Here is a 24,317-nt window from a genome sequence, read left to right on the forward strand (position 1 = left end):
TGTCCGGTTCACGAATGTGTTAGGACGGGCCGGACGCGGCGTGTGGATCCCCGGTAACAGAGCGTATCAACTTATTAATATCGATAACTTTTCCGGCCTGAACCATAGGGCGCGCCCAGGCTTGGGTGGTCGGCCGATGACCGGGCGCTAGATGTAAAGCCGGAACCGGACCGCGGCGGGCGGCATTCAGTATCGTCGCTTGTTGTCCACGCCGGATTGTCAAGCTCTTGGGATCGGGGGGCAGCGAGGATCGCTGTGGACGATCCAGGAGACATCGTAAACGGACGAACCGTCCCTGCGCTCTCCCTGGTCAAGCCATCCTCAAATTAAGGAGGCCAAGGTATGAGGAGGTTCATCGCCTCGATCTGCTTCGTGTTGGCACTGACCGTTCCGACAGTCGCTTTCGCCTATGTCGGACCGGGAGCAGGCCTGGGTCTGCTAGGCGCCCTCTGGGCGCTCATCGCCGCGCTGGCGACGGCTCTTTCGTTCATCATCGCCTGGCCGTTTCGCAAGGCGTTGCGGCGCCGGCGTGCGTCGCGCGGGATGGAGCCCACTGAAAAGAGTGCCGACCGGACCGAAAGTGACGGCTCGCGCGACGAAACCAGCCGCTGAGGCAATCTGATGGGTCTCCTGGACATGCCATCGCCAGTCCTCTCGGCGCTGGACGATTGGCTGACGCCCTTCCTGCCGTCATCGGCCAAGCTGGTGCTTTGGGCGGCGCTCGGGGCCTTTCTCGGCATGGAGCTCTATCGGCTCCTTTCGCCGCAAAAGCGTATTGCGGAGATCAAGCTGGCTTATGCGCGGACACAGCAGAGCGTCGCCGACTTCGAAGGCGAGTTCCAGGAAGCCTGGCCCCTTCTTCGCCGGATGCTGGCGCTGGCGCTGCAGCGCGTGGCGCTGGTGTTTCCGGCAACCATCGCTGCTTCGCTGCCTTTGCTGCTCGTCGTCGTCTGGCTCGACAGCCGCTACGGTGACGTCTACCCGCCGCCGGACGCCTCAGTTGGCGTCGACGTGTCTGGCGACTTTAAGGGACGCTGGGTGAACGGCGGCAATGGCGTGCCGCACGCGCGGATCGTTGATCGGACCGGCGCGGCAATCGCCGACGTGCCGGTGACACAGGCGGTTTCCGTCATCCAGAAATGGCGCTGGTGGAACGTGTTGATCGGCAATCCAGCCGGTTATCTGCCGGACGATTTGCCGTTCGACAGGATCGACCTGGGCCTGCCGCGGCAGCAGGTTCTGGCGGTCGGCCCTGCCTGGCTGCGCGGCTGGGAAGGCATCTTCTTCGCGGCGACGATCCTCGTTGCCCTGATGCTCAAGAGCGTGCGCGGCATCGCATGACCGGGACCAGGCGCACGACCAAGCGACGCGGCCGGGCGGCGAGCCTGGAAGTCGATGCCTGGACGGACGCGATCGGCCGGCTCCTGGAGCGCTTTCCGCGTTTCTGGATCAAGGTGGGGAACTGGGAAACGCGGCTGCTTGCCGAGCAGCTCGACCATACCAGCGTCAGCCGGCCGATCTATATTGCCGGCCTTGCCCGATCGGGCAGCACCATCCTGCTCGAATTGCTTGCCAGCCATCCCGACACGGCGAGCCATCGCTATCGCGACTTTCCCTTGGTGCCCGCGCTTATGGCGTGGAACTGGTTCGTCGACCGCGCCGGGCGCACGGAGCAGCTTGCCGTCGAGCGTGCGCATCGCGACCGCATCAAGGTGACGCCGGAGAGCCCGGAGGCCTTGGAGGAGATCGTTTGGATGGCGTTCTTCCCTAGCCTGCACGATCCGTCGACGAATGCGGTCCTTGACGAAGCTGCCCGCCATCCCTGCTTCGAAGCCTTTTATCGGGATCATATCCGCAAGCTGCTCCTGCTGCGCAACGCCGGCCGCTATCTCGCCAAGGGCAACTACAATGTCACGCGCTTGCGCTATCTGAGGAGACTGTTTCCCGACGCCCGCTTCATCGTGCCCATCCGCGACCCGACCTGGCACATCGCATCGCTGATGAAACAGCACAGGCTTTTTTCCGACGCGGAGGGCAAGGACCGGCGGGTTGTCAGCCACATGCGGCGCAGTGGACATTTCGAGTTCGGATTGAACCGTGTACCGGTCAATGTCGATGGCAGGACGGCCGGCGAGATCGTCAGGCTCTGGAAAAGCGGCAGGGACGTCGCGGGATGGGCGGCCTACTGGGCCTCGGTCTACGGCTATGTGGCGGCGGTGCTGGATGATCCGGCCATGGCCGGGAGCATGCTCGTCGTCCGCTACGAGGATCTTTGCAGCGATCCCGCTGCAACGCTCTCGACGATACTCGACCACTGCGAACTTGATGACTGCGGGCTTGCGCGGGCGGCGCAAGCGACCGTCAGCTTCCCGGCTTATTACGAGCCATCGTTCACACAAGCCGAGCGCAACGAGATCCGCCGCCGCACGGCGGCGGTGGCTGGGCGTTTCGGATATGGATAAGCACAGGGCCATGCCGATGGAGAAAATCGGATCCACACTCTTCGTGTTGATGATCGCCTTCCTCGCCTTCGTGGCGGGGGCGATGGCGGTCTTTGGCCGGGTATTTCCGTCGGAATTTCTTCGCGACGCCTATCGGGCGGCAGAATCCCTGGTCCTGCAGCGGCAAATTATCGAAAATCCCGTTCTGGCCAATCTTTACCAGCCGGCCCGCACCCCGGCCCGCGGCGTCACCATCTATGATCCGAAGCGTGCCGCGCCGGGATACACGCTCTACACGTCCGGAGACGACAATGTGGCGCGTCTCATCGCGATGGACGGGCGCGTGGTGCATGAGTGGCGCCGCCCGTTCAGCGACGTCGCCAAGAACGGCGCATTCGGCAGGAAGCCGCAGCCTGACTCGCTCGTCTACATGGACAGGGCGGTCGTCTTTCCGAACGGCGATCTTCTGGTCATCTATATTTCGTCCGCCGACACCCCCTGGGGCTATGGCATGGTCAAGCTCGACAAGGATTCCAATGTGATCTGGAGCTACCTTGCTCCCGTCCATCACGACCTTGCCGTCGCGCCGGACAATCGCATCTACACGCTCTCCAACGAATTCGACTTCAATCCGGTTGGAGCAGCACCGCAGCTCGACCGCCCCCACCTCAAGGATTTCGTGGTCGTTCTCTCGCCGGACGGAAAGGAGATCAGGAAAGTATCGCTGACGGACGCCTTCCTTCGCTCGCCCTATTTCTCGCTTATGGCGATCCTGCCCTATTTCGCTCTCGCCGACCCGCTCCATCCCAACACGGTCGAATATATCGACGCCAACAAGGCGAAGAACTTTCCGTTCGCCGAGCAGGGCGACGTACTGGTTTCCTTCCGTGATATGTCGCTCATCGCGGTGCTTTCCATGAAGACCGGCGAGATCACATGGGCGACGCGCGGCCCGTGGCTCGGACAGCACGACCCGAGGATCCTGCCGAACGGCGATATCCTGCTTTTCGACAATCTCGGCGGCATCAGGCACGGCAACAATTCAAGGGTGATCGAGTACGACCCCCGCACATCGAGCGTAAAATGGAGCTACGCGGGCAGCGCCGAGCATCCGTTCTCCAGCGCGCTGCGCTCCGATGCCCAGCGCCTTGGCAATGGCAACACGCTGATCACCGAGTCCGACGGCGGGCGCATTTTCGAAGTGACGCCTGCAGGAGACATCGTCTGGGAGTTCGTCAATCCGCTGCGTCGCGGCCTCCAGAACGAGCTCATTCCGATCGTGAACGGCGGCGAGCGGATCGATCCCGCGATGTTCGAGCCCGCGTTTCGCAAAACGCTCGAGGAAGAGCAGCTCAGTCATCGCGATAAAGCCGTCACAGCTTCAACGCCTTGAAGACGCGGCGAGGCATCAGGCGGATCGCCAGCATGATCCAGCGCCAGAATGACGGCACGTAGACGACATCCGCGCCCTTGAGAATGGCGTGATGGATGCGCCTGGCGACGGTGTCGGGCTGGGACCAGAGCAGGCCCTTGTCGAACCCGGCCGTCATCGGGGTGTCGACAAAGCCGGGCCTGATCGTGGTCACGCCGACACCCGCCTTGTAGAGCCGCTGCCGCAAGCCCTCCAGGAAAGTGTCGACCGCCGCCTTGGCCGCCCCGTAAACGTAATTGCTCTGGCGTCCGCGATCGGCCGCCACCGAGGTGACGACGGCGATCCGGCCGGATCCCTTGCGTTCCATCAGCTCCGACAGGCGCGTGAGCAATGCCACGGTGCTGACGGCGTTCGTCTGGATCTCCTGCACCGTCAGCCTGGCCGACGCCTGGCAAAGCTGCTGGTCGGGCAAGGTGCCGTGCGCCACCAGCGCCAGGTCGATACCGCCGAGAGCTTGCTCCGCCTGCTCCAGCACTGCGCGGTGCCGGTCGAGCTCGTTGACGTCCAGAACCTCGCATCCCGCGATCTCGGCGCCGCGCACGGCAAGGTCGTCGGCCGCAGCCTTGAGCCTGGCCTTGCGCCTTGCGACGAGGAACAGCCTGTCGCCGTCTTCCGCAAAGAGACGGGCCGTCGCCTCGGCGATGGCCGAGGTCGCTCCGATGATCAGAACCCTATGCATTGGCTGCCCCCTGTCGCGTGTCGCCGGAAGTCACGCGTCGCCAGAAGTCGGAGATGAAAGCGGGATCGCGATAGCGCTCGAAGCGATGCAGCGCCGGATACCCGCGCTCGAAGATCCTTGCCTTCATGCGGGCATCCTTGGCCGGGTAGACGGCGCCGCCCGCCTCGTCGGTGATCTCGTCCAGCGTATCGAGCAGGGCGAGCGTCGAGCGGCCGCGATCCGGAAAATCGAAGGCAAGCGTCGTTCCCGGTCTCGAAAAGGACAGCCAGCCCGGCGGCCTGCGGTTGCCGAAGACCTTCAGCACGGAGAGGAACGATCCTTCCCTGGCCCGCGCCACCCGGGCGATGATCTCGCCGATCGCGGCCTCCGCCTGATCCTGCGGAATGACGCATTGATACTGGTAGAGGCCCTTGCGGCCGAACAGCCGATTCCAGTTCGGCACGGCATCGAGCGGATAGAAGAACGGCTCGTAATGGACGATGGCGCGCTTGCGGCGCGGCCGTTGGTAGACGGCCGTGTTGAACAAGCCGACCGCGGCTCTCGGCAGCAGCGAGACCGGGGGCGTGAACGGCAATCCCGGCTTGCGGCGGGACGGCGCCGCGGCATGATGCCCGGCTGCGTGGTTGCCGCGGAAGAACAGCCCGCGGGCACCGCCCGGCCCGGGTGCGAGGGAGTCGATCCAGGCGACCGTATATTCATAGGCGTTGTGCGAGGCGCTGCTGAGCTCCAGGAACTCCTCGACGCGCGAGAAGCGCAGGCTCTCCACCTCAATCGCCGGCCCATCGATCCGCTTGAGCGCAATCTCGGCCCACAGAATGACGCCGGTGAGCCCCAGCCCGCCGATGGTCGCCCCGAACCAGTCGGCATTCTCGCGCGGTGAGCACAGGAGCCGGCTGCCGTCGGAGCGCAGGAGCTCGAAGCGCCGCACATGATGGCCGAAGCTTCCGGCCCAATGATGGTTCTTGCCGTGAACGTCGTTGGCTATGGCTCCGCCGACCGTCACCTGCTGGGTGCCCGGCGTCACCGGAAGAAACCAGCCTTTTGGGACGAAACGGCCAAGGATGTCGGACAGGAGAACGCCGGTTTCGCAGCGCAGGACGCCCGTGTCGGCGTCGAAGGAGATGAAGCGGTCGAGGCCGCGAAGATCGACGAGCGTGCCGCCGCTGTTCAGGCAGCTGTCGCCGTAGCTGCGCCCGTTGCCATAGGGAAGGAATGGACCGCCGCCTTCCTGAAGTTGTTCGTCGCGCCAGTGCAGCCGGACCGCGCCTTGCGTGCCAGTCGCCGGCGGCCGCCCCCACGACCGGTATCGACTGTTCCGTCCCATCACATCGCCAGCCAGATAACGCCGCCGCCCAGGACGGCGAACGCCAGGCTAACACGGTCGCGCGCGGCGAAGACCAGCGGGTCGCTGCGCATCTCGCCGCGGCAGGTCTTGAGCCAGATCCGCGTCACCCAAAAGATGAGAAGAGGCACGAAAACCCAAAGCAGGCCGGGGCGCGCATAGGAAATGAGGACCTGTGGAGTGCTGAGATAGAGGGCAAGCACGAGGGCCGCGACATAGCCCGCTCCCACCCCCATGCTGTTGAGCATCTGCAGGTCGGCAAGCAGATAGCCCCGGCCCAAGCTCGCCTTTTTGCCGTGCTCCTGCATCAGCATCAGTTCCGCGCAGCGTTTGGCGAATGCCAGGCTGAGGAAGATGAAGATGGAGAAGGTGAGCAGCCACTGGGAAAGCGGGATGCTCGCCGCCGCGCCGCCGGCGAAAATCCGCGTCGTGTAGAGCAGGGCGAGCGTAACGACGTCGACCGCCTCCAGGCGCTTCAGGAAAAACGTATAGGCGAGCGTGACAGCGTAATAGACCGCCAGCACGGCACCGAACTTCCACGGCAGGAATGAGCTCAGCGCCGCGGATCCCGCCAGCAATGCCGGGATAAGCACGAACCCATGCGCGATCGGGAGACGGCCGGAGGCAAAGGGCCGGCGGCGCTTCTCAGGATGGCGGCGATCGTCCTCGATATCGACGATATCGTTGAGCAGATAGACGCTCGAGGCGCAAAGACTGAAGGCGAAGAAGCCGGTCACAAGCGCCACCAGCGCCTCGGTATCGGTAAATCTAAGCGCGGCAATCAAGGGCGTGAAGAGAAGCAGGTTCTTCAGCCATTGATGCAGGCGCAAGGCACGAACATAATCGGCAAGCGTCGGCTTCCTGCGCGGAAACACCTCGTCCACATGCGCATGGGCAAATGCCCAGTTGACCGTGCGCGGCGATGCATTCACCACCGTCGCAAATCGCGCGGCCCGCCAGATCGGAAAGTCCGCCGCCGCATTTCCGGCATAGTCGAACCCATCGGCGCCAAAGCGGTCGCGCAGGGCGGCGAGCTTGTCATGGCTCGTCAGGTTGCGCTTTCCGTCGCTGGCAAAAACCTCCTCGAACAGGCCGAGCTGATGGGCGATCTCATGAGCAAGGGATTCGTGCGCGCCGGTGGCGAGAACGAGCCTCCGGCCGCGGGCCTTCTCCCGTTTCAGATGTTCGACGAGCGGCCGGTTGAAAGGCAGGGCGGAGAGGTCAAGCGCCACCCTTTTTGTGACTTGCGCCTTGAAGGCGGCCTTGCCGCTCATGAGCCACAAGGGCAGCAGCAAGATCGACAGGAACGACCGCTTCACCAGCGCGATGACGGACTCCACCAAAAGGTTGCTGTGGATCAGCGTACCGTCGAGGTCGACGACAAGGGGAACCGACGATTTTGTAGCATGCGGTGGTTCATCGGCCTTTGGGATCGCTTGGAGACGCTGCATAAGGGCTCTTTCTTTCTGACGTGTGCCCCGAACCTGCCGCTATCGGCCCAGGAAAGGCTTCGATAGCTGACCAGGCGCCCAATCCGAGCGCCACCGCGAACCAGAGCGTGGCGAGTCGAACGATGGTGGTCGTTGCAACGGCCTCGGGGGCAGTTGCACCGGCGTAAGCAAGAAAAGAAATCATGACGATTTCGGTGCTGCCCAGCCCGCCGGGCAGGAAGGACAACGCACCGGCAAGCATGGCCACAGCATAGATTCCGATTGCGGCCAGCGGTCCGATATTGAGGCCCAGTTCCCTGGCCACGATGTATGTGCCGAGACCTTCCGCGCCCCAGGCCAGGAGGCCCAGAAGCGTTCCTATGATGGCAAGCCGGACCGTCATCATGGATCGCACGTCACGAAGGAATGTCGTTGCGGCATTGGTCAGGGACGGAATGAGCCGTCCAGGCAAGAACGCGGAAAGGCGCTCGAGACGCGCAATCGTAGCGGGATGCTGGGCGACGATCAGCGCCGTCACCAGCGCTGCGCCGAGAAGGCCGAACGAGCGGGTGACGGCGCCGGAAGAGGCAACGATGAACATCGCGAGGACGCCGATCGCGACCAGGTCGAGCAGGCGCTCGTTGTAAAGGGCGGCCAGGCAACGCCTGGGGCTGATGCCGAACGGCCTGAGATAGAAGGTTCGTAGGGCTTCGCCGACTTTTCCCGGCGTCGTCGTCAGCGCAAATCCCGTAAGGTAGATCAAGAAATGCCGCGAGGGGGGCAGCGCGTTCGAAGACGGGGAAAGCATCAGCGACCAGCGCCAGAATCTGAGCGCATAGTTCACCAGGGACAGTGCGAGAACGACGGCCAGGACGCGCAAGTCGATCGCGGCCATGCTGGCCATGACGTCACCGAAGCCGACGCTTGAGGAAAGCATCAGGTACGCAGCAAGAAAAATGATGATCGTTGGGACAAGGAGACTTCTCGCGCGAAATGTGTTTCTGCCCTGTTCGCTACTCAGCATATGCACGCGCTCCGGAACTCGGCGGTTTTCGTGTTCGGATCTTTATGGCTGGGCCGTGAAGCGAACTTCCGGAATCCGGCCGGACTTTGCACCCCGGTGTTTGGTCGGAGGTTCGTCTCCAGGCCAGGGGCGATGACCGTCTTTTTGATCTACGCGGTCTGCCATGGCCTGTGCCTCGACTCAAGCTTCGGTGAGAACGCAGCAGATTCTGCAAAGTTCCAGACAGCGCTTGCGGCTTTATCTCGTCCGGTAATCAGAGGGCGGGACGCTTGGCTATGGCAAGGCCGATGCCGAGCGCGATCATAGCGCCGCCTGAGGCCTCTCGCAGGCAGCGTATCACACCGCTGCGCCCCGCCGCGCCTTCCCTGATGCGGCTCGCCGCAAAAGCGACGACGACATCGGCGAGTGTGTTGAGCGTTACCGATACGAAGCCGAGGGCCATGAACTGCAGGGCGACGTGGCCGGCGCTGAGGTTCACGAACTGCGGAATGAAGGCCAGGAAGAAGGCCGCCGTCTTCGGGTTCAACGCCTCGACCAGCACCCCTTCGCGAAACGCGCGCCGCGCGCCGACCGCGGGCGCCGGAATGCCGTCTTCCAGCATTGTCTTTGCCTCGCGGCGGGCTGACTGGAAGGTGCGGAAGCCAAGCCAGACGAGGTAGGCGGCACCGATCAACTTCAGTACCGTGAACAGTTGCGCGCTTGCGAGCACGAGGGCGGAGACACCCAGGCTGCCGGCAAGCACATGGACCATGCCGCCCAGGCCTGTCCCGAAACTGGAGGCGATGCCCTCCGCGCGCCCGCCGGCGAGGGTGCGCGCGGCGACGTAGAAGATGCCTGGACCAGGCGTAATGGCGAGCAGGAGCGCCGCGGCGAAGTACAAGGCGAACTGGGTCAAATCCGGCATGACGGACTCGGGCCACAGAAGTGGAGGGAGGGCGGGTTCACGACGGGATGAGAGGGGCGACCTCACGGTCGGAAGGCCGATCGCTCGCCGCGAGACCAGATGCGACACCGGCGCGGTCGGCCGGGTTGCGGTTCTGGCTCATCTTGCGCTTGCCTTCGAGCCTCGTGATAGGCATGCGCAGGCCGACTATCCCCTTTAATTGCGCCTGGATGAAATCCATTGGCGCATCCGCCACCGCCCAGGACGAGGGGCGCCCGCCTTCATGCAGATTGGTCAGACGCGTGACCACGTCGAGCAGCCTGTCGGCGTCCTCGAAGAATTCGACCGGTCCATAGGCATGGACGGCGACATAGTTCCAGGTCGGGACGACCTTTCCGGTTTCCTGCTTGGTCTGATACCAGGCCGGCGTCACATAGGCGTCCGGCCCCATGAAGATCGCCAGGCCGTCGCCTAGCGGCGGTACTCGCCACTGCGGATTTGCCTTCGCGACATGACCGTAGATAACGCCATGCTCGCCCTCTGTCTCGTCGAGGAAAAGCGGCAATGGCGTCGCCAGCGGTCCGTCCGCCGTGGCGGTGACCAGCGTCGCCAACCGCGCCGCGCGGATCGTTGCGCTCAGGCTCTCATGATCATCGTCGCGGAAGGCGGGCGGGATGTACATGGCGAAACTCCTTGCGTTGAAGGAAAAGATGCCTGAAAGCTGGCTTTCTTGGAACATCCAGTTTTGAAGGTTTTCAGTGGTCCAGTTGGAACAGGATGGCGTGGCACGCCGGATCATTGCGGCGATCAAGGCACAGATACACAGCGGGGCCTACCGGCCCGGCGACCGTATGCCGTCGACGCGGGCCTTCGCAGCAGAATGGGGAGCGTCACGAACCACGGTAACGGCGGCCTACAACCAGCTCGACGCCGAAGGCTATCTGATCATCCGGCAGGGGGCACGTGCGATCGTGGCTCCGGGACTGGAGACAGCGTCGGTGGAGTCGCCCGTCACGACTGCTTCGGCCCGGAACCTTTCCGCGTTCGCCCGACGTCTGCTCACTCTGCCTCCGCCAGCGGAACAGCAACCGGCCAGGGTCGCGGATTTCCGCTATGGCGACCTGTCCGGGGCTGACTTCCCGGTCCTGGCCTGGCGGCGGGCGTCGAACAAGGCCATTCTCCGGCGCGGCGCTCGGCTTTGCTATGGCGATCCTCAGGGGTCTTCCGCTCTGCGCAACGCGCTCCAAACCTATCTCTGGCGCGCCCGCGGCATCAGCTGCACGCCTGACCAGATCGTCATCGCCAACGGCTCGCAGCAAGGGCTCGACCTCTGCGCGCGGCTGCTGCTCGATCCCGGCGATCCGTTCGTGATCGAGAACCCGGGCTATCTGCTCGCCCGTCATGCCTTCGTGGCGGCAGGAGGCATTGCTGTGCCCGTGGCGGTCGACGCGGACGGGCTAAGAACGGATGCGCTGCCGCCGGCCCGTCTGGCCTATGTCACGCCGTCGCACCAGTTTCCGCTCGGCGGCGTGCTATCGGCGACGCGGCGGCGTTCGCTGCTAGCCTGGGCCACCGGCACCGGGGCCTATGTTGTGGAGGACGACTATGACGGTGAATACCGTCACGACATTACCCCCATCCCGCCTCTGCAGACCCTCGACGCAAACTCCGTCATCTATGTCGGCACGTTGTCCAAGACGCTCTCGCCCACCTTGCGGCTCGGCTATCTCGTCGTGCCTGTCAGCCTGCGTCGTGCGTTCAGCGAGGCGAAGCGCCTGATCGACCGGCATGCTCCAATGCTGGAACAAGATGTGCTGGCCGACCTTTTGGCGAGCGGCGCCTATGAGCGTCACGTCCGCAGCATCCGCAGGAAAAACGCCGAACGCAGGGTAGTCCTGCTGCACGCGCTGGCCGATCGTCTGGGTCCGAAGGTCACGGTCGCGGGGGCCGACACCGGATTGCATGTCGTTGCCTGGACGAACGGCATCGCCGCCGAACGCGAGCCGGAGATCATCGCGGCCGCGCGGGCTGTCGGGATCGGCCTCTATCCGGTATCGCCGCTCTATGACCCGGCCGCGCCGCGACCTGCAACGGCTGGCTTCATTCTGGGCTACGCCGGGTTCGACACGGAGGCGCTGCGACGCGGCGTTGCGGTGCTTGCGACTGTACTGGCCGAGCACCGCTGAGCCGGCACTTCAGAAGATCTCGTTTGTGAGCCGCCTTACCGGACCGAGCATCACCGAGCCGGTCGGCACGCCGTTATCGATCGGGATGGCCCGGCGCTCCGGCATGTCGGCCACCGGCTCGCCGATATCCGCTGTCACGACAACAGGGGTCTTGTTCGGCACGCGATCATAGAGGTCGATGATGTCCTGGTTGATCAGGCGCACGCAGCCCGACGAGACCGACTTGCCGATCGACCACCATTCCGGCGAGCCGTGCAGGCGGTAGAGCGTGTCTTGATTGCCCTGGAACAGATAGAGCGCGCGGGCGCCGAGCGGGTTCTTCAGTCCGCCTTGCATGCCGCCATTCTTGGCGCTGAATTGCGTCAGTTCCGGCTGGCGGGCGACCATCTCGTCCGGCGGCGTCCATTTCGGCCACTTCTGCTTCCATTGCACCATGGCATCGCCCGACCACTCAAAGCCCGCGCGGCCGAGGCCGACGCCGTAGCGGATCGCCTGGCCGCCCTCGCGCACCAGATAGAGGAAGTGGTTGGTGGTATCGACCACGATGGTGCCCGGCCGCTGTCCGGTCGGATCGGGAACGATCTGGCGCAAGAACCTGTGATCGATCTTGTTCGCCGGGATGGCCGGCAGGTCGAAGCCGTTGTCCGACATCGCCCCATACATCGTCTCGTAGTCGCCGAGCGGCGGCTCGACATAGGCCGGCGGTGGCGGCTGGACGGGTTCGGGACCCGGACCCGTGGTCGAGCAGGCGGAAACCGCGGCCGAAGCGGCGCCAAGGGCTGTGAGATTGAGGAAGCCACGACGGCTGATGCGGAAGGAAGCGTCTGACATGGTTGCCTTTTCTAGGTCTTTAATTCGCAAGAAAGCATGAATCCGCAGGCTGGCTGCCGGCAGCTCCAATAACAGTCGGTGGTGATAGGCGGTTCCAATTCTGGCCTCAGGGTGGACAAACAAAGGCGAAGCTGTGATCGCGACACATCTGTTGCACTGCAGCAACAGCGGCCTTAGACGCCTCCCAAAAGGCCTTCCAGCGAGGGCAGGATCAGCCCCGGCGGAAAATCCCGGTATTCGTCCGGCTGGTTGGTGCGGTTGATCCAAACGGTACGGAAGCCGAATTTGGTGGCGCCCGCGACGTCCCAGCGGTTGGAGGACTGGAACGACACCGCTTCCGGGTAGAGCCGCCAGCCGGTGACCACCATGTCGTAGACCGACGGGTCGGTCTTGAAGCGATTGATCTCGTCGACCGAGAAGACGTCATCCAGGATCTGGTCGAGGGCCGCGGATTTCACCGCCGCCCGCAGCATTTCCGGCGAGCCGTTGGAGAGGATCGCAAGCTTCGCGCCGGATGCCTTAAGTGCCTTCAGCACCGCCGGCACTTCCGGATAGCAGTCGAGCCGCCAATAGGCTTCCAGCAGCCTGGCCCTTAACGCCGGATCGGCCGAGGGCACCTTGCGCAGTGCGAAGTCCAGTGCCTGCTCCGTGAGTTGCCAGAAATCGGCATAGGCGCCCATCAGCGTCCGCACCCAGGAATATTCGAGCTGCTTGGCGCGCCAGATTTCGGAAAGCAGTTGGCCGTCCGGGCCGATCTCGCCGGCATGGCGGCGCACGGCCGCGTGCACGTCGAACAACGTGCCGTAGGCGTCGAAGACATAGGCCGCATGATGCATGAGGAGAAGTTTTGCGGCGCGCCGGGGCGCAGCGCAAGCGATGATTGCAGTCAAGTGCCTCTGGCCTCAACGATTTTTGCCGATGTCGGTTGACGCAGGCTGTCAAAGCATCGTCCTATGGCGCCCTGAAATCACTCGTTTGGACGGCGAACATGACACTGGCGGCGGCGGCGCAGTCCGCGACATGGACCTATGTGGACGGCGACTGGTACGAGGGCAACGTCGCCATTCTCGGACCGCGCAGCCATGCCATGTGGCTGGGCACCAGCGTCTTCGACGGCGCCCGCTGGTTCGAGGGCGTGGCGCCCGATCTCGATCGCCATGCCGCGCGTGTCAACGCCTCGGCGATCGCGCTCGGCCTGAAGCCTTCCATGACGACGGAAGAGATCGTCGGGCTGACCTGGGATGGCCTGAAGAAATTCGACGGCAAGACCGCCGTCTACATCAGGCCGATGTACTGGGCCGAGCATGGCGGCTATATGGGCGTTCCGGCCGATCCGGCCTCGACCCGTTTCTGCCTTTGCCTCTACGAATCGCCGATGATTCCGCCTTCCGGCTTTTCGATCGGCGTCTCGCCGTTCCGGCGGCCGACCATCGAGACGATGCCGACCAACGCCAAGGCCGGCTGCCTCTATCCCAACAACGGCCGCGCCATCCTCGAGGCCAAGATGCGCGGCTTCGACAATGCGCTGGTGCTGGACATGCTGGGCAATGTCGCCGAAACCGGCACCTCCAATATTTTCCTCGTCAAGGATGGCCATGTGATGACGCCGGCGGCGAACGGCACGTTCCTCTCCGGCATCACCCGCTCGCGCACGATCAACCTGCTCGGCGACTACGGCTTCACGACCACCGAGAAGGCATTGTCGATCCGCGATTTCCTCGAAGCGGACGAGATCTTCTCGACCGGCAACCATTCGAAGGTGGTGCCGGTCACCCGCATCGAGGACCGCGACCTTCAGCCCGGGCCGGTGGCCAAGAAGGCGCGCGAGCTCTATTGGGATTGGGCGCATTCGACTTCCGCCGCCTGAGCGGATAAAAAGGCGATCGGCGCTTCGTTCTGGAGTTGCCCCAACCCATTCCAGACCTATCTTAGTTCGGTAGTTTCACCGGATTTTTTCCACGAGGGAGTATCATCCATGGCTTTTGAGTTGCCCGCTTTGCCTTACGACTATGAGGCCCTGCAGCCTTACATGTCGAAGGAGACGCTGGAGTATCACCACGACAAGCACCACAAGGCCTATGTCGACAACGGCAACAAGCTGGCCGCCGAGGCTGGAATGGGCGACCTTTCGGTCGAAGAGGTCGTGAAACAGTCCTTCGGCAAGAATGCCGGGCTCTTCAACAACGCCGCCCAGCACTACAACCACCTTCATTTCTGGAAATGGATGAAGAAGGCCGGCGGCGGCAACAAGTTGCCGGGGGCGCTGCAGAAGGCCGTCGACAGCGATCTCGGCGGCTACGACAAGTTCAAGGCCGACTTCATCGCCGCTGGCACCACCCAGTTCGGCTCTGGCTGGGCTTGGCTCTCGGTCAAGGATGGCAAGCTCGCGATCTCGAAGACTCCCAACGGCGAGAACCCCCTGGTCCACGGCGCTTCGCCGATCCTCGGCGTCGATGTGTGGGAGCACTCCTACTACATTGACTACCGCAACGCGCGGCCGAAATATCTCGAAGCATTCGTCGATAGCCTCATCAACTGGGACTATGTCCTGGAGCTCTATGAGAAGGCGAAAGGCTGATCAATTCGACAAAAAAGCCCCGGCATGCCGGGGCTTTTCTTTTCCGCCTGCGCGACAGCTTGGTGCTGACAGCGAAATCCTCTGACGTCGAATGGAATAGTTCCGCCGCGACGTCCGTTAACGTTCCAGTTGCGAAACCCCCTTCACCATGGAGCCATTGAATGAGAAAGCTCGTCCTCGCCATCTCTATGCTCGCCTTTGCCGGTTCGGTCGCCTTTGCCGATCCGATCAAGGATCGCCAGGCCCTGATGAAGGAGCGCGGCAAGCTCGCCGGCCAGTTGTCGAAGGTGGTCAAGGGCGAGGAAGATTTCGACGCGGCCGCGGTGCTGACCACACTCAAGGCCTTGCAGGCCAATGCCGAGAAATTCGATGCCGAGAAACTCTTCCCGGCCGGCAGCGACAAGGGGCACGACACCACGGCTGCGCCGAAGATCTGGGAAGACATGGCAGGCTTCAAGGCAACCGGGGACAAGTTGCTGGCCGACGTCAAGGCCGCGGTCAACTCGCCGCCGGGCGATGTCGATGCGCTGAAGGCGCAGCTCAACACGATCGGCGGCGACTGCGGCACCTGCCATCAGAGCTACAGGATCAAGAAGGGCTGATCGCCTGCCATGGCCTGGCTGAAGAAGCTCGTCGGCACCGTTATCGTGCTGGGCGGCGCCGGCGCGATCGCCGGCTGGGCGCTGTCCGCGCCCGCCAGGCTTGATACCGCGGCTACCGCGCAACTCGGGCCGGGCGACGCCGCCAGGGGCAAGCGCATCTTCAATGCCGGCGGCTGCACGTCCTGCCATGCCAGACCGGGGTCGAAGGGTGACGCTCGCTTGGAGCTTGCCGGCGGGCTGGAGCTGAGGACGCCGTTCGGCACCTTCGTGCCGCCTAACATCTCGCAGGATCAAAAGGACGGTATCGGCGCCTGGAGCGAGGCGGATTTCGCCAATGCGATGCTGAAGGGCGTCTCGCCCTCCGATGAGCACTTTTATCCGGCCTTTCCTTACGCCTCATACGCACGAATGAAGCCGGCCGATGTCGCCGACCTCTATGCCTTCATGAAGACACTGCCGGCGGTCGCCGGCAAGGCGCCCGGCCACAAGCTCTCTTTCCCCTTCAACATCCGTCGCGGCATTGGTCTCTGGAAGCGGCTCTATCTCAGCCCCGAGCCGGTGATCGCCTTGCCTGACGGCGCGCCGGACAAGGTGCTGGCCGGCCGCTATCTGGTCGAGGGCCCCGGCCATTGCGGCGAATGCCACTCGCCCCGCGACTTCGCCGGTGGCGTCAAGAAGGCCGAGTGGCTGGCCGGCGCCGTGGCGGCGGAAGGCAAGGGCGTTGTGCCCAACATTACCCCGGAGGGCGGCACGAAGGACTGGTCGGAATCCGACATTGCCAACTACCTCGAAACCGGCTTCACGCCCGATTTCGATTCCGTCGGCGGCGCCATGGTCGAAGTGCAGCGCAACATGGCCCAGTTGACGGCCGACGACCGCGCCGCGATCGCCGCTTATCTCAAGGCCGTCCCGCCGCACCCCAACGGCTATCCGGCGCGCAAGCCGGCGAGCTGATTTGATGCACGCGGCGTCAGACCCGCGAATACATCGGCGATGGCGTCAGTGCCCCAGTGGTTTGGCATCGCAACCAGCATCACATTAGTTGACTTGAATACTCATGTATTATAGGCGCTTCGGGCCCATTCCCAGCGGACCGAAGCTTGCCCATGCCCTCCATCGACCTTGTGTCCGAATTCGCCCATTGCGAGCAGCGTGCGGCGCTTGTCTTCGCCGACGGACGAACGCTCTCCTATGGGGAACTCGGCAGCCTTGCGCTACGCTTCGCCTCGCAGTTGGGACAAGGAAAAAAGCGGCTCGTGGCTATCTCGGCAGAAGCCTCCGAGCATGCGGTCGCTGCCTATCTCGGAGCTCTGCAGGCTGGGCACGCAGTGGCCATGCTGCCACCCTGCGATAATAGGCAGTGGGACGATTTCCTGGCAGCCTTCCAGCCGGATTTCACCTACAGGCCGGCCGACGGCCGCTGGCGTCTCGTTGAGGAAGCTCGGCCCGCCAGAGATGCAGAGCCGCTGCATCCCGATCTCGCGCTGCTGCTGATGACGTCCGGCAGCTCGGGCGCGGCCAAGGCGGTCAGGCTTTCCTACGGCAATCTCGAAGCCAATGCGCGCTCGATCGCAACTTACCTCGAACTCTCTTCCACCGACCGGGCCGCTCTCGTGCTGCCGCTCCACTATTCTTACGGGCTGTCGGTCCTTAACTCGCATCTGATTGCGGGCGGCAGTGTCCTCTTCCCCGGCGTCTCGGTCATGGACAACGATTTCCTCGGGACGATCGATGATGGTGGCTGCACGAATCTGTCCGGCGTACCGTATTCCTACGAACTTCTGGAAAGGGTGCGTTTTCGCGACGCTGAGCTCAAGGCGTTGCGCATGATGACGGTGGCGGGCGGGCAGCTTGGCCCCGACCTCATCCGCCTTTACCGGGACCACATGCGCGCCAGGGGCGGCCGCTTCTTCGTCATGTATGGCCAGACCGAGGCGACAGCACGCATGGCTTTCGTGCCCTCGGAGAGCCTTTCCGACAGGGAGGAGCGGATCGGCGTGGCCATCCCGGGCGGCAGCCTTGGCATAGTCGATGCTGAAGGGGTGCCGATCAGGCGATCGGGCATTCCTGGAGAGCTCGTCTATCGCGGTCCGAACGTAATGATGGGTTACGGCGTGCAGCGCCGCGACCTCGCGCGCGGCGCCGAGGTCGAGACCCTGAACACCGGCGACATTGCCGTACAGGACGAGCATGGTTTCTTCCGCATCGTTGGGCGCAAAAGCCGCTTCGCCAAGATTGCAGGCCTCAGGATCGGCTTCGATATCATGGAGCAGGCGCTGGAGCGGGCGGGCATTGCCGCTGCGGTAGTTGGCGACGATCGGGGGTTGCAGGCCTATGTAATCGGCGCCGGCTCGGTGGGGAGAGCACAGCGCATCCTTGCTGAGGTCAGTCGCCTGCCAGCCAATCTGGTTCGAGTTGCGACGCTCGAGGACTTTCCCAGGCTTGCCTCCGGCAAAATCGACTATGCTTGCCTCCAGCGGGAGATGTTGAAAGGGCGGACGGAAATCCGCTCCGAGACGGGTGGCCTGCTCGGTGCCTACGCCCGCGTGTTCTATCCGCTCGCCGTCGGCCGCAATGACAGCTTTGTCTCCCTCGGCGGAGATTCCCTTCGCTTCCTGCAACTGGTTCTGGAACTCGAACGCCTCGGCATGGACCTGCCGTACGGCTGGGAACGCTTGAGCATTGCCGAACTAGCGAACCGCCAGGGGGAGGCGCGGCCTCCCGAACACGGGCACGCAAGCGAGATGCCGGCTGATTTGGTGCTGAGGGTTATCGCGATCCTGCTGGTGGTGCTGCATCACGAGACGCTGTGGCCGATCCCCGGCGGCTCCGGCGTCATGATGCTGCTTGTCGGCTACAGCCTGGCGCGTTTCCAGTCGGCCCATTTCGTTGCCGGTCGAATTCGGCACGCGCTGAGACCCGCGATCGACGTCCTGATCCCGTATTTTTTCATTGTCGCCGCCTACGCTGCTGCCTGGCGGGCGGTGCCCTGGGCCTCGATTTCGCTTACCGGGAACTTGGGCTATGCCGAACCGGAACGTCACGAGATGATCCCGTATCTTTACTGGTTCATCGAGGCCTATTCGCAGACGCTCCTGCTCTTCGCCCTCATCTTTGCCATTCCTGGAGTGCGCAAGCTCGCCCGGGCCCAACCTTTCGTTTTCTCGCTTGGCCTTTTGATTTTTGCCGCTGCCGCGCGTTTTTCAGTCCCGCTGTTCTCCGACTTGGGCAATCGCCAGATCTTTGCGATCTACTGGGTCTTTCATTTGGCCGTGTTTGGTTGGTGTGCCGGTCTTGCCGACAGTCCGGTAAGAAAGCTCGTCCTGACCGGATTTGCCGTAGCTGTGCTGGGTTATTTCGCCTTCTGGGAGTCGGTCTGGTTGGGGACGACGGTCAAGTATCTGATGGTCTTCGCGGCGCTTTTGGTTCTTCTTTACCTGCCGCGTGTTCGCCTGCCGGCCGGAGTAGGGCGGGTGGTTGCGCAGATCGCTGTTGCGGCTTTTCCGATCTACCTATTCCATCGTTTCGTCCCGGAACTGTTGATGGCCCCCGTCGCGGGTGTGCTGCCGGCTCCCATCTTCCAGCTGCTGGCGATTGCCGGCGGCATCGCTATAGGAATCATCGCCGGCAAATGCTTGGCAGGCATGCGAATCCTGCGCGGCAGATTTGCCATGGGAGGCCAGCCGGAATTGCGCTCCGCCTGAAGCGCCTCATTGCAGTCGTTCTGAACCGCTTTCCGTTACGGGTGACGATCGCCCAAAAAATCGAAGCCGTTTTCGAAAAAGTGGTTGTAGTCGCAGGTTAGTTCCTCGCCGGGCGCGATGTCGCGCAGCGCGTAGGTCTCCTCAGGCGAGGAGACGTCGCAGTTTGGCTCGTCCGCGTGGTTCATGTAGCGCGCGTCATCCGCCTCAAAGACGATGAAGTTGGGATCGCGCCGGTCCGGATAGGAATAGCGGTCGAGATAGGTCTTCACCGGACCGCTTTCGTTCTCATAGGTCTGGACGGGAATGCGCCTGTCGAATCTCGGGTCGAGCTTCCAGATGAGTGCGCCCTTCGGAATGCGGTGTTTGGCGAAGACACCAATGCCCTGGATAAGCGATTTGTCGAGATAGACGTCGACGAGCAGCATGGCGGACCCTTACGAAATTCAGTGGCGAGCGCGCAGCGAAAAAGCCGCGAATTGGGTAACGCGCAGCCATCGCAATTGCGAGCGGAAAATTGGGCAATTCCAGGAAAAGTGTGAAGCGGTTTTCCGTCCGGAATTGCGTGATCGACTAGGTCTTGCCGGTCACTTTCAAGGCATAGGCGTAGATGTACGCGATCTCCTCCAGCCGCGAGAACCGGCCGGAGGCGCCGGCGTGGCCGGACTCCATGTTGATCTTGAACAGCACCGGGTTGTCGCCGGCCTTGCGGTCGCGCAGCCGGGCCACCCATTTGGCCGGCTCCCAATAGGTGACGCGCGGATCGGTGAGCCCGGCCAGCGCCAGGATCGGTGGATAGTCGAGCGCAGCGACATTGTCGTAGGGCGAATAGGCCGCGATCGTGTTGTAGTCGTCGGCGGAAGCGATTGGGTTGCCCCATTCGGGCCATTCCGGCGGCGTCAGCGGCAGGCTGGCGTCGAGCATGGTGGTGAGCACGTCGACGAACGGCACTTCGGCGACGATGCCTCCGAAACTCTCGGGCGCCATGTTGGCGATCGCCCCCATCAGCATGCCGCCGGCCGAGCCGCCTTGGGCGACGATGCGGTCGTGTTGCGTGTAACGCTCGGCCACCAGATGGCGCGCGCAGGCGATGAAGTCGGTGAAGGTGTTCATCTTGTGCGCCCGCTTGCCGTCGTCGTACCAGCCATAGCCCTTGTCCTTGCCGCCGCGTATATGCGCGATGGCGAAGACGAAGCCGCGATCGACGAGCGAGAACCAGTTGGTGTTGAACGCCGCCGGCACCGCGATGCCGTAGGAGCCGTAGCCGTAGAGCAGGCAGGGAGCCGAGCCGTCGAGGGGTGTGTCGCGGTGGTGCAGGAGCGAGATCGGCACCAGTTCGCCGTCGGCGGCAGGCGCCATCAGCCGACGTGTGACATAGCGCTCCGGATCGTGGCCCGAAGGCACTTCCTGCGTCTTCAAAAGCGCGCGCTCGCGGGTGCGCATGTTGTAGTCGAACACCTGCGCCGGCGTCGTCATCGACGAATAGGTGAAGCGCATCACCTCGGTGTCGTATTCGTAGGAGCCGGAGAGACCGAGCGAGAAGGCCTCCTCGTCAAAGGAGATGAAATGTTCGTCGCCGTTCGAGCGGTCGCGTACCACGATGCGCGGCAGGCCTTCCTTGCGCTCCAGCCTGACCATGTGATGCTTGAAGCCGAGCACCGACAGGATCAGCCGGCCGGGTTCATGCGGCACCAGTTCCTTCCAGTTGGCGCGCACCGGATCTTCGGCCGGCGCGGTCATGATCTTGAAATCCTTGGCGCCATCGGCATTGGTGAGGATGAAGAAGACGTCGCCGCCTTCCTCCAGATCATATTGCAGGCCGGCTTCGCGGACCGCTACCAGCGTCGGCTCGGCCAACGGCTCGCCGGCGCGCAGTAGCCGGTATTCCGATGTCTCATGGTCGTTGATGCCGATCATGATCCAGTCGTTGGAGCGCGTGCCGCTGACATCCATAAAGAACCCCGGGTCGGTCTCCTCATAGATCAGCCGGTCGTTTTCAAGCCTGTCGCCAAGTGCATGGAAGAACACTTTTGACGGGCGGTGGTTGTCGTCGAGGCGGGTGTAGAAGAAGCCGTCGTCGCCGGCGTTCCACACACCGCCGCCACCGGTATCAGGGATCTGGTCGGCCAGTTCCTTGCCGCTGGCGACATCGCGCACGCGCAGCGTGAAGAATTCCGAACCCCTGTCGTCGAACGCCCAGAGCAGCTTCCTGTGATCGGCCGAATGGTCGACGCCGCCGAGACGGAAATAGGGCTTGCCTTCGGCTTCCGCGTCGCCGTCGAGCAGGATCTCGTCGGCGCCGCCGTCGCGCGGCGTGCGGAAGTAGCGCGGCTGCTCGCCGCCCTGCCGGAAGGACGAGCCATAGGCATAAGGACCGTCCTTCATCGGCACGGTGGAGTCGTCTTCCTTGATGCGCCCCTTCATCTCGGCGAACAGCTTGGCCCGCAGTTCGGCCGTGTCGGCCATCAGCGCCGCCTGGTAGGCATTCTCGGCCTCGAGATGGGCGCGGATGGCGCCGTCGAGGAGCGATGGATCCCTGAACATCTGCTGCCAGTTGTCGGCGCGCATCCAGGTATAGTCGTCGGTGCGGGTGATGCCGTGATGCACATCGAAGACGGGGCGTTTGTCGGGCCGCGGCGGGTTGGCGGTCGGGAAGGCGAAAGGTCTGGTCATTACGTCTCGCTGTGGAATTTGCTTGAATGGCAAATGAACACGCCGCTCAGCAGGGGTTCAAGGGGCGGGGTTCAAGGTGGTCTACAGAAGTAAGTTGAAGGGGGAAAAGATGAGATCCTATGTTCGCGCCGCCGCGGCTTTTGCCGTCGCTTCGACAGTGCTGGCCTTTTCCGGTCAGTCTCATGCAACCGTATTCGCCGCCTGGCAAGTGGCGGGCGTGCCGTTCGGCGACACGCTCAACGCGCGCAAATATCCGTCAAACACATCGCAAAAGCAGGCCGCCTATCCGAATGGCACCGTCTTGCAGATGACCGGCCGCTGCACGGGCGGGATGGATCTGCTCGACATTGCCGGCCAGCCGCACTGGAAGCAGCGGCAGGCGATCCGATATCGCTGGTGCGAGGTCTGGCACGATCCGGCACAGAACGGTCATTTCATCACCGGCTGGGTCTACGGCAAATATATCGCGCCCTATTGAGAGATCTGTCGCGGCCATCTGCGTTGCCCGCTCCACGCGAGGATGAGTGTTCTTGCAGCCTGTGGTCTGCAGGATTCTCCGTGCTGGCGGCCAAGCATTTGTCAAGCATTGACGACTTTCTTTGGCGCTGCCCGAGGTGTAAAGCGTACTTGACGTAGCGTCAGGCCGATCTGGTCCGGCCAGAAAAATCTCGCTAAGTTACACGGCGCACGAATTTTTGAAGCTGAATTGGCAATATTTGATGAATATCGCCGAATATAATTCAATAAGCGAATTGACTTACTTGCAGCATAGCGTCATTAAGATAGCGCGACGCGAATCGCAGAGGCTTGCCTATATGAAATTCGCGCGATGCCCAATCCCAGAAAAAGGGCGCAGTCTAAAAACAAACTCTCGTTGGGGCCTGAACACAATGGATATCGTCGAAACACCTTCAAGGAATAGTGACGCGCTGATCGAGCTGACCGCCGATGTCGTCGCAGCCTATGTCAGCAACAACCCGGTGCCGGTCGGCGAACTGCCGAACCTGATCGCCGATGTCCATGCCGCGCTCGGCCGCGTCGGCGGCACGAGCGAGCAGCCATCGGCCGAGAAGCAGAAGCCGGCCGTCAACCCGAAGCGCTCCGTGCATGACGACTACATCGTCTGTCTCGAAGACGGCAAGAAGTTCAAGTCGCTGAAGCGCCACCTGATGACCCATTACAACCTCACTCCGGAAGAATACCGCGAGAAGTGGGGTCTTGACGCCAACTACCCAATGGTCGCTCCGAACTACGCCGCGGCCCGTTCGCAACTGGCGAAGAAGATGGGCCTCGGCCGCAAGCGCAAGGGTCGCTGACCGCGCCGCTCGCGTTCGGCAATTCGACGGCGCCCTTGGGGCGCCGTTTTGCTTTCAGGAAGGCGAAGAGTCAGGCCGTCTGCTTCAAGGCGGCATCCGCTTCGCGCTTGATGCGCTTGATCATCGAGCGAAGCCCGTTGGCGCGCTGCGGCGACAGATGCTCGTCGAGGCCGAGCTCTTTCAGCGTCACTTCCGCGTCGGTGCTCTGGATCTGGCTGGCCGGCCGGCCCGAGAACAGCGCCAGCATGATGGCGACGAGGCCACGCACGATGTGGGCGTCCGAATCGCCCTGGAAGCGGATCACCGGATCGACGCCCGGTCCTTGCTCGGTCGTCAGCCATACCTGGCTGACGCAGCCCGGCACCTTGTTGGCCGGGGTGCGTTCGGCCTCGGGAAAAGGCGGCAGCGCCTCGCCGAGCTCGATCACATAGCGGTAGCGGTCTTCCCACTCGTCGAGCAGGGAGAAATCGTCGCGGATCGTTTCGATCGAGGTCCTCATTGCCCGCATATAGTGACCCGGCGCCGCCGCGTCACGGAAAAAGAAAGACGCCGCGGGCGTCGAGAGGTCGGACGGGCCCGCGGCGTTAGAGCAATTCCAGGAAAAGTGTGAAACGGTTTTCCGTCCGGAATTGCGCCAAAAACTAAACAGAGAGCAATTCCAGGAAAAGTGCGTAGCGGTTTTCCGTCCGGAATTGCGCCAAAACTAAAGAAGCCGAGCGAACGGTTGAAAAAGAATCTCAGTTCTTCGCCGTCAGCATCACCGGGATGTTGACCTTGGCGGGCAGCACGACGTCTTCGGCAACGCTGCCGGTGGTCTCGACAGAAGTCTCCGCAACCTTCGCCTCGGGCGCGGCTGCCTTTTCCGACTGCTTGTCGTCCAGCATGGCGGCGGCGATCTTGGCGGTTTCCTGGGCGCGAACAGTGATGGTGTGCATGGCCGATTTGCCGGTCTCGCAGACGTCCGGCTTGCGCTCGCAGATGCCGGCAATGTCGCCGACCGCCTCGCGCGCCGCAAACAGCGCCTGGATCGGCCCGACCGCCTCGCGGCCATCCTCGTCGGGGCCGACGCTGAGCGGCAGTGCCAGAAGCACCAGCGAAAACCAGAAAGCCATCCTGATCAGAAAGCCCATCTCAATGCCTCTCGTCGTGACAGGATCATGCATCCATCGGCATGACCTCTTTTATGGGCAGGATAGTGG

Annotated in this window: 24 protein-coding genes; 12 read left to right on the top strand and 12 right to left on the bottom strand. The window is 63.1% G+C overall.

The window, feature by feature from the left end; all coding sequences use genetic code 11:
- Nucleotides 1–342: 342 nt before the first annotated feature.
- The 4 genes from RFM40_RS07825 to RFM40_RS07840 are packed head-to-tail and all read left to right on the top strand — an operon-like array spanning nucleotide 343 to nucleotide 3,834.
- Nucleotides 343–612: a hypothetical protein gene (locus RFM40_RS07825; RefSeq protein WP_320225555.1), complete on the top strand. Its 270-nt coding sequence runs from the start codon at nucleotides 343–345 to the stop codon at nucleotides 610–612.
- Between the two features lie 24 nt (nucleotides 613–636).
- Entirely contained in the window at nucleotides 637–1,341 is a 705-nt protein-coding gene (locus RFM40_RS07830; protein ID WP_320225554.1) for a hypothetical protein, read from the top strand.
- On the top strand, nucleotides 1,338–2,462 hold the full coding sequence (locus RFM40_RS07835) for a sulfotransferase family protein (protein WP_320225553.1): 1,125 nt from the start codon (nucleotides 1,338–1,340) through the stop codon (nucleotides 2,460–2,462). Before RFM40_RS07830 ends, RFM40_RS07835 begins: the two co-directional genes overlap by 4 nt.
- Before the next feature lie 10 nt (nucleotides 2,463–2,472).
- Entirely contained in the window at nucleotides 2,473–3,834 is a 1,362-nt protein-coding gene (locus RFM40_RS07840) for an arylsulfotransferase family protein (RefSeq protein ID WP_320277356.1), read from the top strand.
- Here RFM40_RS07840 and RFM40_RS07845 read toward each other — a convergent pair.
- From RFM40_RS07845 to RFM40_RS07870, 6 genes are all read right to left on the bottom strand, one after another.
- On the bottom strand, nucleotides 3,815–4,552 hold the full coding sequence (locus RFM40_RS07845; RefSeq protein WP_320225551.1) for an SDR family oxidoreductase: 738 nt from the start codon (nucleotides 4,550–4,552) through the stop codon (nucleotides 3,815–3,817). The genes RFM40_RS07840 and RFM40_RS07845 overlap by 20 nt on opposite strands.
- Nucleotides 4,545–5,876, bottom strand: coding sequence for an FAD-binding oxidoreductase (locus RFM40_RS07850; RefSeq protein WP_320225550.1), 1,332 nt, complete (start codon nucleotides 5,874–5,876; stop codon nucleotides 4,545–4,547). Before RFM40_RS07850 ends, RFM40_RS07845 begins: the two co-directional genes overlap by 8 nt.
- Complete coding sequence (locus tag RFM40_RS07855) at nucleotides 5,876–7,345, bottom strand: UbiA family prenyltransferase (protein WP_320225549.1); 1,470 nt, start codon at nucleotides 7,343–7,345, stop codon at nucleotides 5,876–5,878. The genes RFM40_RS07850 and RFM40_RS07855 overlap by 1 nt, the downstream gene beginning before the upstream one ends.
- Nucleotides 7,311–8,348 carry a lysylphosphatidylglycerol synthase transmembrane domain-containing protein gene (locus RFM40_RS07860; RefSeq protein WP_320225548.1) on the bottom strand — a complete coding sequence of 346 codons (1,038 nt, stop codon included), beginning with the start codon at nucleotides 8,346–8,348 and terminating at the stop codon, nucleotides 7,311–7,313. Before RFM40_RS07860 ends, RFM40_RS07855 begins: the two co-directional genes overlap by 35 nt.
- Nucleotides 8,349–8,601: 253 nt before the next feature.
- Nucleotides 8,602–9,252, bottom strand: a complete 651-nt coding sequence (locus tag RFM40_RS07865) for a LysE family translocator (protein WP_320225547.1) — start codon at nucleotides 9,250–9,252, stop codon at nucleotides 8,602–8,604.
- Nucleotides 9,253–9,289: 37 nt separating this feature from the next.
- Nucleotides 9,290–9,913 (bottom strand): FMN-binding negative transcriptional regulator, encoded by a 624-nt coding sequence (locus RFM40_RS07870; protein ID WP_320225546.1) that lies wholly within the window; start codon nucleotides 9,911–9,913, stop codon nucleotides 9,290–9,292.
- Between the two features lie 76 nt (nucleotides 9,914–9,989).
- Here RFM40_RS07870 and pdxR point away from each other — a divergent pair, with 76 nt between their 5' ends.
- Complete coding sequence (pdxR, locus tag RFM40_RS07875; RefSeq protein WP_320277357.1) at nucleotides 9,990–11,417, top strand: MocR-like pyridoxine biosynthesis transcription factor PdxR; 1,428 nt, start codon at nucleotides 9,990–9,992, stop codon at nucleotides 11,415–11,417.
- Between the two features lie 9 nt (nucleotides 11,418–11,426).
- Here the strand turns inward: pdxR and RFM40_RS07880 are convergent, their stop codons facing one another.
- Nucleotides 11,427–12,248 carry a L,D-transpeptidase gene (locus RFM40_RS07880; RefSeq protein ID WP_320225543.1) on the bottom strand — a complete coding sequence of 274 codons (822 nt, stop codon included), beginning with the start codon at nucleotides 12,246–12,248 and terminating at the stop codon, nucleotides 11,427–11,429.
- A 173-nt stretch (nucleotides 12,249–12,421) separates the two neighbouring features.
- A complete protein-coding gene (locus RFM40_RS07885; protein ID WP_320225679.1) occupies nucleotides 12,422–13,084 on the bottom strand; it encodes a haloacid dehalogenase type II in 663 nt (220 codons plus the stop codon).
- Nucleotides 13,085–13,236: 152 nt separating this feature from the next.
- Between RFM40_RS07885 and RFM40_RS07890 the strand changes: the two genes are divergently transcribed.
- The 5 genes from RFM40_RS07890 to RFM40_RS07910 all read left to right on the top strand — a co-directional run bounded on the left by RFM40_RS07890 (nucleotide 13,237) and on the right by RFM40_RS07910 (nucleotide 19,132).
- Entirely contained in the window at nucleotides 13,237–14,115 is an 879-nt protein-coding gene (locus tag RFM40_RS07890; RefSeq protein ID WP_320225542.1) for a branched-chain amino acid aminotransferase, read from the top strand.
- Between the two features lie 108 nt (nucleotides 14,116–14,223).
- Nucleotides 14,224–14,826, top strand: a complete 603-nt coding sequence (locus RFM40_RS07895) for a superoxide dismutase (protein WP_320225541.1) — start codon at nucleotides 14,224–14,226, stop codon at nucleotides 14,824–14,826.
- 161 nt (nucleotides 14,827–14,987) lie between these two features.
- Nucleotides 14,988–15,428: a c-type cytochrome gene (locus tag RFM40_RS07900; RefSeq protein WP_320225540.1), complete on the top strand. Its 441-nt coding sequence runs from the start codon at nucleotides 14,988–14,990 to the stop codon at nucleotides 15,426–15,428.
- Nucleotides 15,429–15,437: 9 nt separating this feature from the next.
- Entirely contained in the window at nucleotides 15,438–16,382 is a 945-nt protein-coding gene (locus tag RFM40_RS07905) for a cytochrome c (RefSeq protein WP_320225539.1), read from the top strand.
- Between the two features lie 152 nt (nucleotides 16,383–16,534).
- Nucleotides 16,535–19,132 carry an AMP-binding protein gene (locus tag RFM40_RS07910; RefSeq protein WP_320225538.1) on the top strand — a complete coding sequence of 866 codons (2,598 nt, stop codon included), beginning with the start codon at nucleotides 16,535–16,537 and terminating at the stop codon, nucleotides 19,130–19,132.
- 35 nt (nucleotides 19,133–19,167) lie between these two features.
- Here RFM40_RS07910 and RFM40_RS07915 read toward each other — a convergent pair whose 3' ends face one another.
- Both RFM40_RS07915 and RFM40_RS07920 read right to left on the bottom strand, forming a co-directional pair.
- On the bottom strand, nucleotides 19,168–19,557 hold the full coding sequence (locus RFM40_RS07915; protein WP_320225537.1) for an SET domain-containing protein: 390 nt from the start codon (nucleotides 19,555–19,557) through the stop codon (nucleotides 19,168–19,170).
- A gap of 145 nt (nucleotides 19,558–19,702) precedes the next feature.
- Nucleotides 19,703–21,802 carry a S9 family peptidase gene (locus RFM40_RS07920; protein WP_320225536.1) on the bottom strand — a complete coding sequence of 700 codons (2,100 nt, stop codon included), beginning with the start codon at nucleotides 21,800–21,802 and terminating at the stop codon, nucleotides 19,703–19,705.
- A 109-nt stretch (nucleotides 21,803–21,911) separates the two neighbouring features.
- Between RFM40_RS07920 and RFM40_RS07925 the strand changes: the two genes are divergently transcribed.
- Together RFM40_RS07925 and RFM40_RS07930 are read left to right on the top strand one after the other, a co-directional pair.
- Nucleotides 21,912–22,280, top strand: a complete 369-nt coding sequence (locus RFM40_RS07925; protein ID WP_320225535.1) for an SH3 domain-containing protein — start codon at nucleotides 21,912–21,914, stop codon at nucleotides 22,278–22,280.
- Nucleotides 22,281–22,692: 412 nt separating this feature from the next.
- On the top strand, nucleotides 22,693–23,118 hold the full coding sequence (locus tag RFM40_RS07930; protein ID WP_320225534.1) for a Ros/MucR family transcriptional regulator: 426 nt from the start codon (nucleotides 22,693–22,695) through the stop codon (nucleotides 23,116–23,118).
- A 70-nt stretch (nucleotides 23,119–23,188) separates the two neighbouring features.
- Here the strand turns inward: RFM40_RS07930 and RFM40_RS07935 are convergent, their stop codons facing one another.
- Together RFM40_RS07935 and RFM40_RS07940 are read right to left on the bottom strand one after the other, a co-directional pair.
- Nucleotides 23,189–23,617 carry a SufE family protein gene (locus RFM40_RS07935; RefSeq protein WP_320225678.1) on the bottom strand — a complete coding sequence of 143 codons (429 nt, stop codon included), beginning with the start codon at nucleotides 23,615–23,617 and terminating at the stop codon, nucleotides 23,189–23,191.
- Nucleotides 23,618–23,855: 238 nt separating this feature from the next.
- Nucleotides 23,856–24,248, bottom strand: a complete 393-nt coding sequence (locus RFM40_RS07940) for a DUF5330 domain-containing protein (RefSeq protein ID WP_320225533.1) — start codon at nucleotides 24,246–24,248, stop codon at nucleotides 23,856–23,858.
- Nucleotides 24,249–24,317 lie beyond the last annotated feature (69 nt).

Source organism: Mesorhizobium captivum (assembly GCF_033977165.1).
Classification (GTDB): Bacteria; Pseudomonadota; Alphaproteobacteria; order Rhizobiales; family Rhizobiaceae; genus Mesorhizobium; species Mesorhizobium captivum.

Coding starts and splice junctions, on each gene's coding strand:
- RFM40_RS07900 (WP_320225540.1), top strand. CDS start 14,988: ATGAGAAAGCTCGTCCTCGCCATCTCTATGCTCGCCTTTGCCGGTTCG.
- RFM40_RS07895 (WP_320225541.1), top strand. CDS start 14,224: ATGGCTTTTGAGTTGCCCGCTTTGCCTTACGACTATGAGGCCCTGCAG.
- RFM40_RS07870 (WP_320225546.1), bottom strand. CDS start 9,913: ATGTACATCCCGCCCGCCTTCCGCGACGATGATCATGAGAGCCTGAGC.
- RFM40_RS07860 (WP_320225548.1), bottom strand. CDS start 8,348: ATGCTGAGTAGCGAACAGGGCAGAAACACATTTCGCGCGAGAAGTCTC.
- RFM40_RS07840 (WP_320277356.1), top strand. CDS start 2,473: ATGCCGATGGAGAAAATCGGATCCACACTCTTCGTGTTGATGATCGCC.
- RFM40_RS07880 (WP_320225543.1), bottom strand. CDS start 12,248: ATGTCAGACGCTTCCTTCCGCATCAGCCGTCGTGGCTTCCTCAATCTC.
- RFM40_RS07850 (WP_320225550.1), bottom strand. CDS start 5,876: ATGGGACGGAACAGTCGATACCGGTCGTGGGGGCGGCCGCCGGCGACT.
- RFM40_RS07835 (WP_320225553.1), top strand. CDS start 1,338: ATGACCGGGACCAGGCGCACGACCAAGCGACGCGGCCGGGCGGCGAGC.
- RFM40_RS07920 (WP_320225536.1), bottom strand. CDS start 21,802: ATGACCAGACCTTTCGCCTTCCCGACCGCCAACCCGCCGCGGCCCGAC.
- RFM40_RS07845 (WP_320225551.1), bottom strand. CDS start 4,552: ATGCATAGGGTTCTGATCATCGGAGCGACCTCGGCCATCGCCGAGGCG.
- RFM40_RS07855 (WP_320225549.1), bottom strand. CDS start 7,345: ATGCAGCGTCTCCAAGCGATCCCAAAGGCCGATGAACCACCGCATGCT.
- RFM40_RS07830 (WP_320225554.1), top strand. CDS start 637: ATGCCATCGCCAGTCCTCTCGGCGCTGGACGATTGGCTGACGCCCTTC.
- RFM40_RS07930 (WP_320225534.1), top strand. CDS start 22,693: ATGGATATCGTCGAAACACCTTCAAGGAATAGTGACGCGCTGATCGAG.
- RFM40_RS07825 (WP_320225555.1), top strand. CDS start 343: ATGAGGAGGTTCATCGCCTCGATCTGCTTCGTGTTGGCACTGACCGTT.
- RFM40_RS07890 (WP_320225542.1), top strand. CDS start 13,237: ATGACACTGGCGGCGGCGGCGCAGTCCGCGACATGGACCTATGTGGAC.
- RFM40_RS07935 (WP_320225678.1), bottom strand. CDS start 23,617: ATGAGGACCTCGATCGAAACGATCCGCGACGATTTCTCCCTGCTCGAC.
- RFM40_RS07910 (WP_320225538.1), top strand. CDS start 16,535: ATGCCCTCCATCGACCTTGTGTCCGAATTCGCCCATTGCGAGCAGCGT.
- RFM40_RS07940 (WP_320225533.1), bottom strand. CDS start 24,248: ATGGGCTTTCTGATCAGGATGGCTTTCTGGTTTTCGCTGGTGCTTCTG.
- RFM40_RS07915 (WP_320225537.1), bottom strand. CDS start 19,557: ATGCTGCTCGTCGACGTCTATCTCGACAAATCGCTTATCCAGGGCATT.
- RFM40_RS07925 (WP_320225535.1), top strand. CDS start 21,912: ATGAGATCCTATGTTCGCGCCGCCGCGGCTTTTGCCGTCGCTTCGACA.
- RFM40_RS07885 (WP_320225679.1), bottom strand. CDS start 13,084: ATGCATCATGCGGCCTATGTCTTCGACGCCTACGGCACGTTGTTCGAC.
- RFM40_RS07865 (WP_320225547.1), bottom strand. CDS start 9,252: ATGCCGGATTTGACCCAGTTCGCCTTGTACTTCGCCGCGGCGCTCCTG.
- RFM40_RS07905 (WP_320225539.1), top strand. CDS start 15,438: ATGGCCTGGCTGAAGAAGCTCGTCGGCACCGTTATCGTGCTGGGCGGC.